This window comes from Streptomyces sp. DvalAA-14, assembly GCF_900091855.1.
In the GTDB taxonomy this organism is placed as follows: domain Bacteria; phylum Actinomycetota; class Actinomycetes; order Streptomycetales; family Streptomycetaceae; genus Actinacidiphila.
The window spans coordinates 1-15425 of the sequence record NZ_FMCH01000400.1; the positions used below are offsets into that span (position 1 = coordinate 1).

Sequence of the window (15425 nt, forward strand, 5' to 3'; positions counted from 1 at the left end):
CCGCCCTGGTCGCGGCGGCGGCGGCCGTCGCGACCGACACCCGGCCGTGGTGCGCGGTCATCGCGCCGCTCCCCACGGCGGGCCGCCGGGCCGGGTCGGGCACACCGCGAGGTCCGCCCGGAGGGCCGGGCCCCGCAGTGTCCGGCGCTCTCCGGCGGGGACGTGCGACGCGGGAGCGCCCCCGATTCGTACGGCGGTGGCGGCAACCGCCTGGGGCGGCCCGGGGAGGTCGACCCCGGAGGGGGCGGCTCGGACAACCCCGACAAGACAGCCGGCGGCGCCCCCACGCCGAAGGCCCCGCGGGAGGACGCGTGCCGGGCGCCACAGGGCCGGGCGCGTCTTCCGGCGGTCGCCGGCGGAGGAATCCGGCGGACACGGCCCGAGCCGGCGGCTCGCGTCGAAGGGCCGTGCCCGGCGGCCCGGCGCGTGCTCGGCCCGGGTCAGCGGGACGCCTTGGCCGCGGCCAGGAGTTCCTCGGCGTGGGCGCGGCCCAGTTCGGAGTCCTCCAGTCCGGCGAGCATGCGGGACAGCTCGCGGACCCGGGCCTCGCCCTCCAGGACGGTGACGCCGCTGCGGGTCACGGACCCGTCGTTGGTCTTTTCCACCAGCAGCTGGCGGTCGGCGAAGGCGGCCACCTGCGGAAGGTGGGTGACCACGACGACCTGGGCGGTGCGGGCCAGCCGGGCCAGCCGCCGGCCGACCTCGACCGCCGCCTTGCCGCCGACGCCCGCGTCCACCTCGTCGAACAGATACGTCGGCACCGGGTCGGACCCGGCGAAGACCACCTCGACGGCCAGCATCACCCGGGACAGCTCGCCGCCGGACGCGCCCTTGGCGATCGGCCGGGCCGGCGAACCGGGGTGCGGGGCGAGCAGGAGCTCCACCTCGTCGGCGCCGGTGGGCCCGTAGACCACGGCCCGGCCGCCGACGTCCACCCCGGCTTCGGGGTCCGGCGCCTCGGTCTGCCCGATGGCCACGGTGACCCGGGCGTGCGGCATGGCCAGCTCCGCCAGCTCGGCGGTGACGGCGGCGGCGAAGCGGTCCGCCGCCTCCACCCGGGCGTCGGTCAGGCCCTGGGCCAGCGCGCTGAGCTCGTCCCGCAGCACATCGCGCTCCGCGGTGAGCTGCCCGATCCGGTCGTCGTCGCCCTCCAGTTCGGCGAGCCGGGCGGCGCTCTGCGCGCCCCAGGCCAGCACCGAGTCGATGTCCTGGCCGTATTTGCGCACCAGGTGGGCCAGCGTCGCGCGGCGCTCCTCCACCGCGGCCAGCCGCAGCGGGTCGGCGTCCAGATTGTCGGCGTAGCCGGCCAGCTCGCCGGCCACGTCGCCGAGCAGGATGCCGACCTCGCCGAGCCGCGCCGCCAGCGCGGACAGCACTGGATCATGCGCGCTCACCGCGTCGAGGGCCCGCTGCGCCCCGGCCACCAGGGTGCCGGCGTCGACCCCCTCGGGGTCCTCGGGGTTCCCGGCGAGCGCCGCGTGCGCGATGGTCGCCGCGGAGGCCAGTCCCTCGGCGTGGCCGAGCCGTTCGGCCTCGGCGGCCAGTTCGGTGTCCTCACCGGGCAGCGGCTCGGCGGCGGAGACCTCCTCGATGCCGAACCGCAGCAGGTCGGCCTCCTGGGCGCGTTCCCTGGCCCGGGTGGTCAGTTCGGCCAGCTCGGTGGCCACCTCCCGCAGCCGCCGGTAGGCGGAGCCGTACTTGGCCAGCGGTACGGACACCGCGTCGCCGGCGTACCGGTCCAGGGCCTCGCGCTGGCGGGCCGGCCGCAGCAGGCCCTGCTGGTCGGTCTGGCCGTGCACCGCCACCAGGTCGTCGGCGAGTTCGGCGAGCAGCCCGACCGGGACCGTCCGCCCGCCGACATGCGCCCGGGAGCGGCCCTCGGCCGACACCGTCCGGCTGATCAGCAGTTCGCCGCCGTCCAGCTCGGCGCCGGCCTCGGCGGCCCGCACCGCGGCCCGGGCCTCGGGGTGCATGGTGAGCCGCCCCTCGACCACCGCCTGTTTGGCGCCGATCCGCACCAGCGCCGGATCGGCCCGGCCGCCGAGGAGCAGGCCGAGGCTGGTGACGACCATGGTCTTGCCCGCACCGGTCTCGCCGGTCACCGCCGTGAAGCCGGGTGAGAGCTCCACCACGGCGTCCTCGATGACTCCGAGCGACCGAATCCGCATTTCCTCCAACACGGATACGACCATACGAGGTTTGTCACCCGGCGCGCGACGCGCCTGCCCCCGCATCGCCGCGGCGGGCCGGGCGCCGTCTAGTGCGGGGCGCCCCGCCAGCCCGCGACGGGCAGGGCGAACTTGGCCACCAGCCGGTCGGTGAAGGAGGCGTGGTGCAGTCGCGCGAGCCGCACGGGGACGGCGCCGCGGCGGACCTCGACCCGGGCCCCGGGCTGCAGTTCCACCGTCCGGCGGCCGTCGCACCACAGCACGCCGTGCGGTGTCTGGGGCTGCACCTCGACGGCGAGCACCGAGCGGGGCGAGGTGACCAGCGGTTTGGCGAACAGCGCGTGCGCGCTGATGGGAACCATCAGCAGCGCCTCCACCTCCGGCCAGACCACCGGGCCGCCGGCCGAGAAGGCGTACGCGGTGGAGCCGGTCGGCGTGGCACACACCACGCCGTCGCCGCCGAAGCGGGACACGGGGCGGCCGTCGACCTCGGTGACGACCTCCAGCAGCCGCTCGCGGGACGCCTTCTCCACCGACGCCTCGTTCAGCGCCCAGTCGGTGTGCACGATGTGGCCGCCGTTGCGGACCAGCACGTCGAGGGTCATCCGCTCCTCGACCTCGTACTCGCGGGTGACCACCCGCTCCACGACGTTGTCGAGGTCGTCGCGTTCGGCCTCGGCGAGGAAGCCGACCCGGCCGAGATTGACGCCGAGCATGGGCACCCCGGAGGCGCGGGCGAACTCGGCGCCGCGCAGCAGAGTGCCGTCACCGCCCAGCACGATGATCAGCTCGCAGCCCTGCACGGCGCCGGGGCCGATCTCCCCGACCAGCTGCACGCTGGGCGGCAGCGGCAGGTCGGCGGCCTCGTCCTCCAGCAGCCGTACGCCGATGCCCGAGCGCAGCAGTCCGTTCACCACCAGCTCGGCGCTGCGGATGGCGGCCTCACGTCCGGTGTGGGTGAGCAGGAAGACGGTTCGGTCCTGGTTCTCGTTCACGGTCAACGGGGCCCTTCCGCCACAGCGCGGTCGACATCAGCCGGGTCCAGTGCGGGGGCTCCGGTCCGCAGCCACAGAAAGTACTCCACATTCCCGGACGGACCGGGCAGTGGACTCGCGGTCACACCGAGCACGCCCAGGCCCAGATCGGCGGCCTGGCCGGCGACCTTGCGGACGGTCTCGGCGCGCAGGCCGCTGCTGCGGACCACCCCGCCGCTGCCGAGCCGCTCCTTGCCCACCTCGAACTGGGGCTTGACCATCAGCACCAGATCGGCGTCCGGCGCGGCGCAGCGCACCAGGGCGGGCAGCACCAGACCGAGCGGGATGAAGGACAGGTCGCCGACCACCAGATCCACCGGCCGGCCGTCGATCATGTCGGGCGTCAATTCCCGCACGTTCGTCCGATCCTTCACCGTGACCCGGGCGTCGCTCTGCAGCGACCAGGCCAGTTGCCCGTAGCCGACGTCCACGGCAACAACCTCGGCGGCGCCGGCCCGCAGCAGCACATCGGTGAAGCCGCCGGTGGACGCGCCCGCGTCCAGGGCCCTGCGGCCGGCCACGGCCAGGCCGCGGGGGGTGAAGGCGGCCAGCGCGCCGGCGAGTTTGTGGCCGCCGCGCGATACGTAGTCCGGCTCGCCGCCGTCCTCGGCCACCACGACGGCGGCGCTGGTCTCGACTTGCGTGGCGGCCTTGGTCGCGGTGGCGCCGCCGACGGCCACACGCCCGGCGGCGATCAACTGGGTGGCGTGCTCCCGGGAGCGCGCGAGGTTCCGGCGCACCAGCTCAGCGTCGAGTCGGCGTCGTGCCACGTACAGTTCAGCCCCTGTTCTCGTCCAGCGCGGTGAGCGCGTCCCGCAGTCCGCGGTGCACATCCTCGTACACCTCGATGTGCGCGTGTGTCGGCAACTCGTCCGCGTCGCCGAGGCGCACAACCGCGGTGTCGACGTCAGCATTCCCCGTGACGCCGACAACGACTCCCAGCGGCAGCGGCTGGACGGGCCCGGGGGCGGGCGCGTCGGCGGCGTCCGGCACGTCGGCGGGGGGATCGCTGGGGAGTTCGGCCGGGAGTTCGGCGGTGTGCTCGGCCGGGAGTTCGGCCGGGGCGGCGGGCCGGGCCTCGGACCGCGCGGCGGGCAGCGTACCGGGGGCGGGGGAAGCGGGCGCGGACTCCGGCCGGTACTCCGGTGCCTCGGCGCCGGTAGGCGCGGGCACGGGCGCGTACACCGCCGCCTCGGTGCCGCTCGGCTCACTCACCGGCGGACCCGGGCGTGTCGGGGCCCGACGGCCTCGGTGCCGGGGCCTTCCTGCCCGCCGGCGCCTTCTTGGCGGAGGTGGTGCGGGACGGGTTGGCGGTCTTCTTGGCGGGCGCCGGCTTCTGCGAGGCCGCGCTGTCCGCGGGCGCGGCCTTCTTGGTCAGCGCTTTCTTGGCCGGTGCCTTCTGGGCCGGTGCTTTTTTGGCCGGTGCCTTCTGGGCGGGGGCTGTCTGCGCCGGAGTGTTCTGGGCCGACGCCTTCTGGGCGAGGGCTTTCTTGGCCGGCGCCTTCTTGGCCGCTGCCTTCTGGGCAGGCGCGCTGTCGGCGGCCGTCTTCGCGGCGGGCGCGTCCGGCGCCGCGACGGTCTTCTTCGCGGCCGCCGACTTCTTGGCCGGGGCCGCCTTCTTCGCCGTCGCGGCCTTCTTGGCGCCCACTGTGGTCCGGGTCGTACCGGAAGCGGCGTCGGAGGTCGCGGCCTTGCGCGTGGTGGCCGTCTTCTTGGCCGCCGTCTTGTGCGCGGCGGCCTTCTTCGCCGCGGCCTTCTTGGCCGGCGGGGGGCCGGCGGACGCGGGCCCGGTCCCGGGCGAGCCCGCCGGCGCCCCCTCCGGCTCGGCGTCCGACGCGGACTTGCCTGTGGCGGACGGCTTGACGGTCGGCACCGGCTTGACCGTCTTCGCGGGGCCGGCGGCGGAGGTGCGGGCGGTGCGGGCCGGCCGGTCCGCGGCCGGTTCCGGCTCGACCCGGACGTGCTGCACCGTCGGGGCGCCGTCCGGGCTCGTCGCGCGCTTGGCGGCAGTCGCGGGCTTGGCGGCAGTCTCTCCGGACGCCTCCAGATTGCGGATCCGGCGTTCCAGGGTCTCCAGGACGACGCCCACCTTGGTCACCTCGTCGGCGATCCGCCCGACGCGGCCCAGGTTCTTGTCGATCTCCTCCCGGATCAGCCCGAGCAGCAGGTCGCGATTGGCCCGGCCGGAGGCCATCAGCTCGTCGGCGAGGGTCTGCACCTCGGCCGGGACGGCCGAGCCGATCCGCTGCTGAAGGGCCCCGACATCGATGCCCGTCTGGTCGATCAGCTCCTTGGCCGCGTCGACCGTACGGCGCCGGGTGGCCTCGGTCAGGCCGCCCGCGATCTGCAGACAGGTACGCAGCGCGTCCCTCATCGCTCTCACTCCTCGCCTCGCCGTTGACACATGTGGTCACGACGCTACCGCCTCCGGCTGCCCGGACCCGGTCACCGTCCCTGCGGTACCGTCATCCGGACGTATCGCGAGATCGGGAGAAACCGCACCGATGGCCACCATCGAGGAGTGCCGAGCCGCACTCGACCAGCTGTCGGCGAACCTCGCCCGGGCCGACGGCGACGTCCGCGACGCGGTGACGCTGGACCGGTCGCTGAGCTGCCGCGTGACGGATCTCGACATCACCTTCGTCGGCCGGCTGACGGGCGGCCGGATCGAGGACGTGACGACCGTGGCCGGGACACCCGCCGACAAGGCCCAGATCCGGCTGTCGATGAAGGGCGACGACCTGGTCGCCGTCGTCGGCGGCGAGTTGAACTTCGCCCGTGCGTGGGGCAGCGGCCGGATCAAGGTGCAGGCGAACCTGCGGGACGTGCTGCGGCTTCGTTCGCTGCTGTAGCCGGCGGCGCGGCTGCATCAGGAGCCGCGGTTGCGGCCGGCGGACGGCGCGCGGCCGGCACCACCAGCGGCGTACCGCTCTCCGGGTCCTCGATGATCCGGCAGCGCACCCCGAAGACCCGCTCCACCAGTTCGGCGGTGATGATCCCGGCAGGCGGTCCCTGCGCCTCGATCCGGCCGTCCCGCATGGCGATGAGGTGGGTGGCGTAGCGCGCGGCCTGATTGAGGTCGTGCAGCACCGCGACGAGAGTGCGGCCGTGGTTCTCGTGCAGGTCCGCGCACAGGTCGAGTACGTCGATCTGGTGCTGGATGTCGAGGAAGGTGGTCGGCTCGTCCAGCAGCAGCAGCGGGGTCTGCTGGGCCAGGGCCATCGCGATCCAGACCCGCTGGCGCTGACCGCCGGACAATTCGTCGACATAGCGATCGGCGAGCGCCGACACCCCGGTGGCGGCCATCGACGCGTCGACGATCCGCTCGTCCTGCTCCGACCACTGCCGCAGCAGGCCCTGGTGCGGGTAACGGCCGCGCGCGACCAGCCCGGCGACGGTGATGCCGTCGGGCGCCACCGAGCTCTGCGGCAGCAGCCCGAGCGTCCTGGCCACCGCCTTCGCCGGCTGCGCGCCGATGGCCCGGCCGTCCAGCAGGACCTGGCCCCGGGCCGGCTTGAGCAGCCGGGACAGTGCCCGCAGCAGCGTCGACTTGCCGCAGGCGTTGGGGCCGACGATGACTGTGAAGGACCGGTCGGGGATCTCCACCGACAAGTCCTCGGCGATGATCCGCCGGTCGTATCCGAGGGTGACGGACTCGGCGCGCAGCCGGCCCGGGGTGCCACCGGACACGGCGGGCGCGTCCGGCGCCGTCGGGGGGTGCGGGACGCTCGGGGGGTGCGGCGCGGTCGGGGGGTGCGGCGGCGTGCCGGTCGACTTGTCGGTGCGGCGGCGGGGGCCGGTCATGGCGTGCTCCACGGTCGGTGACGTCGTATCTGGGGTCGTTTCGCGGGTTGTGTCGACACGGTGCTCCCGCTGCCCCGGGAAGTGCTCATATCCGGCCGGCCGTGCGCTCGCTGATCAGCAGCCACAGCAGATACCCGCCGCCGAGCACTCCGGTGGCCACGCCGACCGGCACCTGCCCGGAGCCGAAAGCGCGCTGCGCGGCCCAGTCGGCGCCGACCACCAGGGCCGCGCCCATCAGGGCGGACGGCAGCAGGCCGACGCCGGGCGAGCGGGTGAGGCGGTGGGCGAGTTGGGGCGCGGTCAGGGCGATGAAGGCGATCGGCCCGGCCGCGGCCGTCGCGCAGGCGGTGAGCAGGACCGCGGCGAGCACGGTGATCAGCCGGGTCCGTTCCACCCGTACGCCCAGCGCGCTGGCCGCGTCGTCACCCATTTCGGTGATCCGCAACGCGCGGCCCTGGCCCAGCAGCACCGGCATCAGCAGCGCACAGGCCGTCAGCAGCGGCCACACCTGGTCCCAGTCGCGGCCGTCGAGCGAGCCGGTGATCCAGACCACCGCGCGGGCCGCGTCCACGAAGTCCGCCCTGACCAGCAGGTAGCTGTTGACGGCGGCGAGAACGGCGGAGGCTCCGATGCCGACGAGCACCAGCCGGTAGCCGTGCACCCCGCGTTTCCAGGCCAGCAGGTAGACGGCGAGTCCGGTGAGCAGTCCGCCGGCCACCGCGCCGGCCGAGACCTCGTACGGCGAGCCCTTCAGCAGCACGATAACGATCAGCGCGCCCGCCGCCGAACCCTGCCCGAAGCCCACCACGTCGGGGCTGCCCAGCGGGTTGCGGGTGACGGTCTGGAAGGCGGCGCCGGCCATGCCGAGGGCGGCGCCGACCAGCAGCCCCACCACGACCCGGGGCAGCCGCAGTTGGCGGACCACGAACTCCTGGCCCGGGTCGCCGTGCCCGGTCAGGGTCCGCAGCACGTCCACCGGTGCGATCCGGTAGTCGCCGGTGCCGATCAGCACCACCGACACGGCCAGCGCGGCCATCGCCAGAGCCCCGCACACCAGCAGGGCCCGCTGATCGATCCGTACCGACAGGCCGCGGGCGCGCAGGATGCCGCCAGCGGTGTCCCTCGACGCGTGCCTCGCTGTGTCCGGTGTCATGTCCCGCGCGGTGTCCGCCGCCATGTCCTTCGCCCGGCTCCCTTCGGTGGGGCTCACAGTTCCGCCATCCTGCGGCGCCGTACCAGGACGATGAAGACCGGTCCGCCGAGCACGGCGGTGACGATGCCGACCTGGAGTTCCGCGGGCCGGGTGACCAGCCGCCCCACCACGTCGGCGCCGAGCAGCAGCGCGGGCGACAACACGGCGGCGTAGGGCAGGATCCACCGCATGTCGGGCCCGGTGATGCCGCGTACGACGTGCGGCACCATCAGCCCGATGAAGACGATCGGCCCGCAGGCGGCGGTGGCGGATCCGCACAGCAGGGTGATGGCGACCATCACCAGCACCCGGGTCCTGGTCAGCCGGGCGCCCAGACCGCGGGCGGTGTCGTCGCCGAGTGCCACCGCGTTGAGCGGCCGGGCGGTGCCCAGCGCCAGCAGCGTGCCCACCGCGATGAAGGGCGCCACGTGCTCGACGGTCGCCATGTCGGCGGTGGCCAGCGAGCCGACCTGCCAGAAGCGCATCCGGTCCAGGGCCACCTGGTCGGTGAGTTGGACCGCGTTGGTGTAGCCCTGCAGCAGTGCGGTGGCCGCGGTGCCGGCCAGCGCGAGCCGTACCGGCGTGGCGGACCGGCTGCCGCCGGCCAGGTAGACGAGCGCGGAGGCGGCGGCGGCCCCGGCCAGCGCGAACCACACATAGCCGGTCAGCGAGGTGACGCCGAAGAAGCTGATCGCGGTGACCACCGCCGCGGCGGCGCCGGCGTTGACGCCCAGCAGTCCGGGGTCGGCGAGCGGGTTGCGGGTCAGCGCCTGCATCGCGGCGCCGGCCACGCCGAGAGCCGCGCCGGCCAGCAGCCCCAGCAGTGTCCGGGGCAGCCGCACGCGGCGGATCACCACATCGTCGTCGGTGCCCGCGTAGTGGAACAGGCCGTGCCACACCTGGTCGAGCGGGATCTCCCTGGCCCCCAGCGCGATGCTGGCGACGGTGACGAGAGCCAGGAGCCCAACGGCCAGCAGCAGTCCGGCAGTTCGTCCGGCAGTTCGTCGGGCGGTTCGTCCGGCGGGGACCCGGGAGTCGCTGCCGCCCCGGGAGGCCGCGTGCGGCCCGCCGGCCGCGGCCGGGGCGGGAACGGAGGGATGAGCGGGCGGGGGAACACCTGGGGAGTGACGGTCGACCAACACAATGGTTAGGTTAGCCTAACCTTGCTAGTGCACCTCCCAGCAGAGCGGCGACCTCATGCATACCTCCCGTTTCCTCCCCTTGTCCGGAATGTCCCGCCGGGGCGTGCTCGCCGCCGGCGGCTCGCTCGGCCTCGGCGCGCTCCTGGCCGCCTGCGGTTCGTCCGCCGACTCCTCGGCGCCCAAGGGCGGCACGCCATCGGGCACGGCCAAGTCCCCCAGCGGCCCCTGGTCGTTCACCGACGACCGCAAGCAGACCGCGACGAAGAGCAGGACCCCCGCCACCCTCGTCGCCTACATCGGTTCGGCCGCCGCGCTGCACGACTACGGCATCGAGTGCACCGGCGTCTTCGGCCCCACCACCCTCAAGGACGGCTCCGCCGACGCCCAGGCCGGCTCGGTGGACGTCAGCAAGGTGGCGGTGATCGGCAACACCTGGGGCGAGTTCAACATCGAGAAGTACGCGGCCCTGTCCCCCGACCTGCTGATCAGCCACATGTACGAGGCCCCGACCCTCTGGTACGTACCGGACGGGAGCGCCAAGAAGATCCTGGCCGTCGCACCCAGTGCCGGCATCAATGTCGCCGGGGTCCCGCTGACCACCCCGCTGCGGCGCTACGCCGAACTCGCCGCCTCCCTCGGCGCCGACCTGGACTCCGGGCCCAACGCCGCGCAGAAGGCCCGCTTCGAGAAGGCGTCCGCCGATCTGCGCGCGGCGGCCGGCTCCCGGTCCGGCATCAAGGTCGTCGCCTCCTCCGCGAGCGCCGACGCGTTCTACATCTCCACCCCGTCCTCGGCCGCCGACCTCAGCTACTACAAGAGCCTCGGCGTGGACTTCATCGTCCCCGACAAGGTGCAGGGCGGCTTCTTCGAGACGCTCAGCTGGGAGACGGCCGACAAGTACCGGGCCGACATCATCATGCTGGACAACCGCACCGCGACCCTCCAGCCCAAGGACCTCACCGCCAAGCCGACCTGGTCGCAACTGCCCGCCGTCAAGGCCGGCCAGGTGCTCGGCTGGCCCAGCGAGCCGATCTTCTCCTATGCCCGGTGCGCCGAGCGGATCGAAGAGCTGACCAAGGCCGTCATCGCCGCGAAGAAGGTGAGCTGACGCCATGTCCGACCTGCCCTACGCCTTCTTCCACCCCCGGGTGGTCCGCACCGAACGCCTCTCCCCCACCTTGCTGCGGATCGTGCTCGGCGGCGAGGAACTCTCCCGGGTCGTCAGCGGCGGCCACGACCAGCGGTTCAAACTCTTCCTCCCGCACCCCGGCCAGGACGCGCCGGTCCTGCCGGAGGCACTCGACCTGGACTGGTACGCCCGCTGGCGCGCGCTCGACCCGGAGGTGCGCGGCATCATGCGCACGTACACGATCCGCGACGTCCGCCGCGACCCACCCGAGCTCGACGTCGACTTCGCCCTGCACGGCGATCTCGGCCCCGCCTCCCGCTGGGCCGGACAGGCCAGGCCCGGCGACCGGCTCAGCATGCTCGCCCCGGCCGCCGCGGACAACGGCGGCGTCGACTTCCGGCCGCCCGAGGGCACCGACCGGATCCTGCTCACCGCCGACGAGACCGCCCTGCCGGCGGTCGCCTCGATCCTCAGTGGGCTCCCGCAGGGCATCGGCGTCAAAGCGTGGATCGAGGTCCCCCACTCCGACGACCGCCTTCCGCTGGTCACCAAGGCCGACGCCGAGATCACCTGGCTCATCCGGACCGGCGCCGACCGCACCACCCCGCTGCTGACCGCACTGGCCGCCGCCGACCTCCCCCCGGGCACCCCCTACGCCTGGCTGGCCGGCGAATCCGCCGCCGTCCGCGCCCAGCGCCGCCACCTGGTCGCCGATCGCGGCTTCGACCGGAAGGCGATCTCCTTCACCGGCTACTGGCGCCAGGGGGCCACCGAGGACGAACTGCTGGAGACGGAGACGGCGGTGGAGGACGCGTCCTGAGCCGGCCCGGCGGCCAGCACGGCGGTCAAGCTGCCGCGCCCGCCCACCCGACGCGGTGGGGCGGGCGCGGACGTATCCTCTGGCGGCGGACACCTCCACCGGCGCCCGGCACCTCCGCCGCCGCCCGGCACCCACCGACTACAGACATCTGCCGGCTCCGAACCGACCCGCCGTCAGGCGCGGCCCAGGCCCAGGCCGCTCAGCGCCTTGTCCGCCTCCAGGCCGCACGAGCCGTCCCCGGCCGCCGTCCACGCGGCGGCGCACAGCGCCCGCAGGCCGTCGATCGGCTCGCCCCCGCCGTCCAGCGCCAGCGCGCCGGACGACGCCGTGGCCGTCCAGCCACCGCACCGGAAGCCGCCGTCCTTCGCCAGCACCTCGGGATGCGGAACCAGCAACCCCCGCAGATCCTCGGCCACATACGTCGGCCGGTGCTTCGGCTCGGCGGCCAGCAGCTGCGCCGGCGTGCTCACCCCGGTGAGCACCAGCAAGGAGTCCACCCCGCCCACCGACGCCCCCTCGATGTCCGTGTCGAGCCGGTCGCCCACCACCAGCGGCCGCTTCGCCCCGGTGCGGATCACCGTCTCGCGGTGCATCGGCGGCTGCGGCTTCCCGGCCACCTGCGGCTCGGCGCCTGTCGCGATCCGCACCACCTCCACCGCCGCGCCATTACCAGGCGAGATGCCCCGCCCGGTGGGGATCGTCAGGTCGGTGTTCGACGCGAACCACGGAACCCCGGCGTTGACGGCATAGGCCATCTCCGCCAGATGCGACCACCGCAACTCCGGCGAGTACCCCTGCACCGCCGCGGCGGGGTCGTCCCCCGCCGACTCGACCGGCACCAGCCCGCGTTCACGCAGCGCTTCGATCAGCCCCGCACCGCCGACGGCCAGCACCTTCGCCCCGGCCGGCACCTGATCGGCGATCAGCCGGGCCACTGCCTGCGCCGAGGTGATCACATCCTCCACCGCCGCCGGTACGCCGAGCCGGGTCAGATGCTCGGCCACCGTCTGCGGTGTACGCGCCGCGTTGTTGGTGACATACGCCAACCGCATCCCGTCGCTCCGGGCCGCCTCCAGCGACTCGACGGCGTGCGCGATCGCGTCCCCGCCGGCGTAGACCACCCCGTCCAGGTCGAGCAGCGCTGTGTCGTACGCCGTGTCCAGCGACTGCTCGCTGCCGTCCGGACGGGTCCGTTGGGTCATGGCCGGCTCGCTCCTCGTCGTGGTGTCGATGGCTCGATCATCCCTCATACCCCGCCGACGCAGGACGTAGCATGCGCTGATGAGCATCACCGGTCCGGACGGCCCCCCGCGGGACGTCCCGGCGCGCCCCGGCCCCGTGCGCGGTCTGCGGCTGGCGCCCTTCCGCGGCCTGCGCTACGTACCGGAACGCGTCGGCAGCCTCGCCGCCGTCACCTCACCGCCCTACGACGTCGTGGTGCGCCCCGACGGCCAGCGGCACCTGGAGACCGCCGACCCGTACAACGTGGTGCGGCTCATCCTCCCGGAGGGGCCCACAGCCGAAGAACAGCACCGCGGGGCGGCGCGGACGCTCGCCGCATGGCGCGAGAACGGGGTGCTCGCCGCCGACCCGCGTCCGGCCGTCTACGTCTACGAGCAGCTCGACGGCCACCATCTGCAGCGCGGTGTGATCGGCGCGCTGCGGCTGACCCCACCGTCGGAAGGCGTGGTGCTGCCGCACGAGGACGTGATGCCCGGGCCGGTCGCCGAGCGGGCCGATTTGATGCGCGCGACCGGCGCCAACTTGGAACCGCTGCTGCTGACCTACCGCGACGGCGAGCCGACCGCCCACGTCATCGACCGCACCGCGGCCGGCACGCGGCCGCTGATCGCCACCACCACCGAGGACGGCGTACGGCACCGGCTGTGGGCGCTGACCGACCCCGCCGACCTGGCCACGGTCCGCACCGACCTGGCCGGCCACCAGGCCATGATCGCCGACGGCCACCACCGCTGGGCCACCTACCTGCGCCTCCAGGCCGCCCATCCGCCCGATACTGCCTGGGACTTCGGCCTGGTGCTGCTGGTGGACTCCGCCCGCCACCCGCTGCGGGTACGGGCCATCCACCGCGTCCTGCCGCGCCTGCCGTTGGAGGCGGCGCTCACCGCGGCACGAGACGTCTTCCGGGTCAGGACCCTGGAGGGCCCACTGGACCGCGCACTCGGCGCCCTGGCCGAAGCCGCCGCCGCGGGGAACGCCTTCCTGCTCGCCGGCGACGGTTTCCACCTGCTGGACCAGCCGCGCCCGGAGCGGCTCGCCGCCGCCGTGCCCCGGGAGCGGCCCGAGCGGTGGCGGCGGCTGGACGCGGCCGTCCTGCACCACCTGCTGCTCGACCAGGTCTGGCGGGTCCCCGACGCACCCGACCACATCCGCTACATCCACGACGCGGCGGCAGCGGTCGAAGTCGCCCGGCGCCACGGCGGGACAGCGGTGCTGCTCCATCCGGTACGCGAACAGGTGGTGCTGGAACTGGCCCGGGCGGGCGAGATGATGCCGCGCAAGTCAACCTCCTTCGGGCCGAAACCGGCCAGCGGGCTGGTGATGCGGGGCCTGGACCTGGGCTGAGCCCCGCCGACCTGCCGGGGGCAGCGCAACGCCGAGGGCGGCACCCGCTGTGTGCGGGTGCCGCCCTCGGCGGTATCGCAGGCACCGGTGCTGCCGGTGCTGCGGGTCGGTCAGTCCTCGTCGCGCTCGTCGCGGGAAGGCTCACGGAAGGGCGAGACGAGGAAGGACGTGGGGGCGGCGTCGTCGGCCGGCTCGGCCTTCACGTCGGCACGCTCGTCGTCCTCGTGCTCGGCGTCCTCGGCCTCCTCGCGGCCCTCGTCCTCGGCGGCGTCGTCCGTCACGTCGTCCGCGTCGTCGACATCCGCATCGTCGACATCCTCGTCGTCGAGGTCGTCGTCATCCAGGTCGCCGTCCAGGATGTCGGCTTCGGCGCGCTCGTCGTCTGCGGCTTCGGCAGCGGCGGGAGCGGGAGCGGCCGGTGTGACCCGGTCGGAGGCGTCGATGGTGCCGCCGTCCTCCTCGCTCTCGATGTCGTCGTCCTCGGCGTCGTCGTCATCGACCTCCACGAACTGCAGCCCGTCGAGCTGGGCGAGCCGGTCCGAGGCGTCGGTGGTGCCGTTGTGATCGGCCTCCAGCGCCTTGGCGAACCAGTCGCGCGCCTCGCCCTCCCGGCCGACGACAAGCAGCGCGTCGGCGTAGGCGTAACGCAGCCGCGCGGTCCACGGGTGCACCGCGCTGGCGGCCAACTCGGAGCTCTGCAGGGTGACCACGGCGGCCTCGGACTGGCCCATGTCCTGCCGGGCGCCGGCCGCGACCAGCCGCATCTCCACCTGGCCGGCCTTGTCCAGCTTCTGCACCTCGGGCGCACCGGCCATCTCCAGCGCCCGCTCGGGGCGTCCGAGACCGCGCTCGCAGTCGGCCATGACCGGCCAGAGATCGACGGTCCCGGTCATCCGCCGGGTGGTACGGAACTCCGCCAGTGCCTCGGCGTACCGCTCGGTGGCGTACGACGCGAAGCCCGCGGCTTCCCGGACGGCCGCGACCCGGGACGCGAGCCGGAGCGCGATCCGCGAGTAGGCGTACGCCCGCTCCGGGTCCTCGTCCAGCAGCTGGGCGACCATGACCAGGTTGCGGGCCACGTCGTCGGCGAGCGTCTTCGGCAGGCTCATCAACTCCTGCCGCACGCTCGGGTCGATCTCCTGTCCGGTCACCTCGTCCGGGATCGGCAGCCGCCTGATCGGCTCACGGTCGTCCCGGCGCTCGTCACGCCCACCCCGGTTCTCGAACCGCCCGCGACCCTGCACCGACGGCCGACGGCCGGCGTCACGGTTGTCACGGTCCCGGTCGCCGCCACCCTCACGGTAGGGCCCACGGGGGCGGTCGTCCCGACGATCATCACGCGGGCGGTCGTCACGCGGCCGGTCCTCGCGGGGACGGTCGTCACGGCGGAAGCCACCACCGCTGGGACGGTCGTCACGGGGACGGTCGTAGCGCGGCCGGTCGTCCCGACGGTCATCACGCGGCCGGTCATAGCGCGGGCGGTCGTCACGGGGGCGATCGTCACGCGGGCGGTCGTCACGGCGGAAGCCGCCACCGCTCGGGCGGTCGTC

At 74.2% G+C, this 15425-nt stretch carries 13 protein-coding genes and 1 pseudogene; 4 read left to right on the top strand and 10 right to left on the bottom strand.

The window, feature by feature from the left end; genetic code table 11:
- Positions 1-440: 440 nt before the first annotated feature.
- The 5 genes from recN to GA0115240_RS21260 form a co-directional block, all read right to left on the bottom strand.
- A complete protein-coding gene (recN, locus tag GA0115240_RS21240; protein ID WP_093738569.1) occupies positions 441-2192 on the bottom strand; it encodes a DNA repair protein RecN in 1752 nt (583 codons plus the stop codon).
- Between the two features lie 65 nt (positions 2193-2257).
- Positions 2258-3163, bottom strand: a complete 906-nt coding sequence (locus GA0115240_RS21245) for an NAD kinase (RefSeq protein WP_370673356.1) — start codon at positions 3161-3163, stop codon at positions 2258-2260.
- A gap of 2 nt (positions 3164-3165) precedes the next feature.
- Positions 3166-3972, bottom strand: a complete 807-nt coding sequence (locus tag GA0115240_RS21250) for a TlyA family RNA methyltransferase (protein WP_093738573.1) — start codon at positions 3970-3972, stop codon at positions 3166-3168.
- Positions 3973-3979: 7 nt separating this feature from the next.
- Positions 3980-4417, bottom strand: a complete 438-nt coding sequence (locus tag GA0115240_RS39355; RefSeq protein ID WP_370673357.1) for a hypothetical protein — start codon at positions 4415-4417, stop codon at positions 3980-3982.
- Positions 4410-5576 carry a hypothetical protein gene (locus GA0115240_RS21260; RefSeq protein ID WP_141708916.1) on the bottom strand — a complete coding sequence of 389 codons (1167 nt, stop codon included), beginning with the start codon at positions 5574-5576 and terminating at the stop codon, positions 4410-4412. The genes GA0115240_RS39355 and GA0115240_RS21260 overlap by 8 nt, the downstream gene beginning before the upstream one ends.
- A 130-nt stretch (positions 5577-5706) precedes the next feature.
- Between GA0115240_RS21260 and GA0115240_RS21265 the strand changes: the two genes are divergently transcribed.
- A complete protein-coding gene (locus GA0115240_RS21265; protein WP_093738575.1) occupies positions 5707-6054 on the top strand; it encodes an SCP2 sterol-binding domain-containing protein in 348 nt (115 codons plus the stop codon).
- On the opposite strand, the gene GA0115240_RS21270 is transcribed toward GA0115240_RS21265, so the two are convergent.
- The 3 genes from GA0115240_RS21270 to GA0115240_RS21280 all read right to left on the bottom strand — a co-directional run bounded on the left by GA0115240_RS21270 (position 6002) and on the right by GA0115240_RS21280 (position 9172).
- Complete coding sequence (locus tag GA0115240_RS21270) at positions 6002-7006, bottom strand: ABC transporter ATP-binding protein (protein WP_093738577.1); 1005 nt, start codon at positions 7004-7006, stop codon at positions 6002-6004. The two genes, GA0115240_RS21265 and GA0115240_RS21270, sit on opposite strands and share 53 nt — an antisense overlap.
- An 85-nt stretch (positions 7007-7091) precedes the next feature.
- Complete coding sequence (locus GA0115240_RS21275) at positions 7092-8159, bottom strand: FecCD family ABC transporter permease (RefSeq protein WP_093738591.1); 1068 nt, start codon at positions 8157-8159, stop codon at positions 7092-7094.
- 53 nt (positions 8160-8212) lie between these two features.
- Positions 8213-9172 carry an iron chelate uptake ABC transporter family permease subunit gene (locus GA0115240_RS21280; RefSeq protein WP_093738593.1) on the bottom strand — a complete coding sequence of 320 codons (960 nt, stop codon included), beginning with the start codon at positions 9170-9172 and terminating at the stop codon, positions 8213-8215.
- Between the two features lie 223 nt (positions 9173-9395).
- On the opposite strand from GA0115240_RS21280, the gene GA0115240_RS21285 reads away from it, so the two are divergent.
- Positions 9396-10448 carry an ABC transporter substrate-binding protein gene (locus GA0115240_RS21285; protein ID WP_093738579.1) on the top strand — a complete coding sequence of 351 codons (1053 nt, stop codon included), beginning with the start codon at positions 9396-9398 and terminating at the stop codon, positions 10446-10448.
- A 4-nt stretch (positions 10449-10452) separates the two neighbouring features.
- Complete coding sequence (locus tag GA0115240_RS21290; protein ID WP_093738581.1) at positions 10453-11289, top strand: siderophore-interacting protein; 837 nt, start codon at positions 10453-10455, stop codon at positions 11287-11289.
- A 173-nt stretch (positions 11290-11462) separates the two neighbouring features.
- Here the strand turns inward: GA0115240_RS21290 and GA0115240_RS21295 are convergent, their stop codons facing one another.
- On the bottom strand, positions 11463-12491 hold the full coding sequence (locus GA0115240_RS21295; protein ID WP_093738583.1) for an HAD-IIA family hydrolase: 1029 nt from the start codon (positions 12489-12491) through the stop codon (positions 11463-11465).
- Positions 12492-12570: 79 nt separating this feature from the next.
- Between GA0115240_RS21295 and GA0115240_RS21300 the strand changes: the two genes are divergently transcribed.
- Complete coding sequence (locus tag GA0115240_RS21300; protein ID WP_093738585.1) at positions 12571-13875, top strand: DUF1015 family protein; 1305 nt, start codon at positions 12571-12573, stop codon at positions 13873-13875.
- 338 nt (positions 13876-14213) lie between these two features.
- On the opposite strand, the pseudogene GA0115240_RS21305 reads toward GA0115240_RS21300, so the two are convergent.
- Positions 14214-14999, bottom strand: a pseudogene (locus GA0115240_RS21305) (hypothetical protein); the annotation flags it as partial.
- Between the last annotated feature and the right edge of the window lie 426 nt (positions 15000-15425).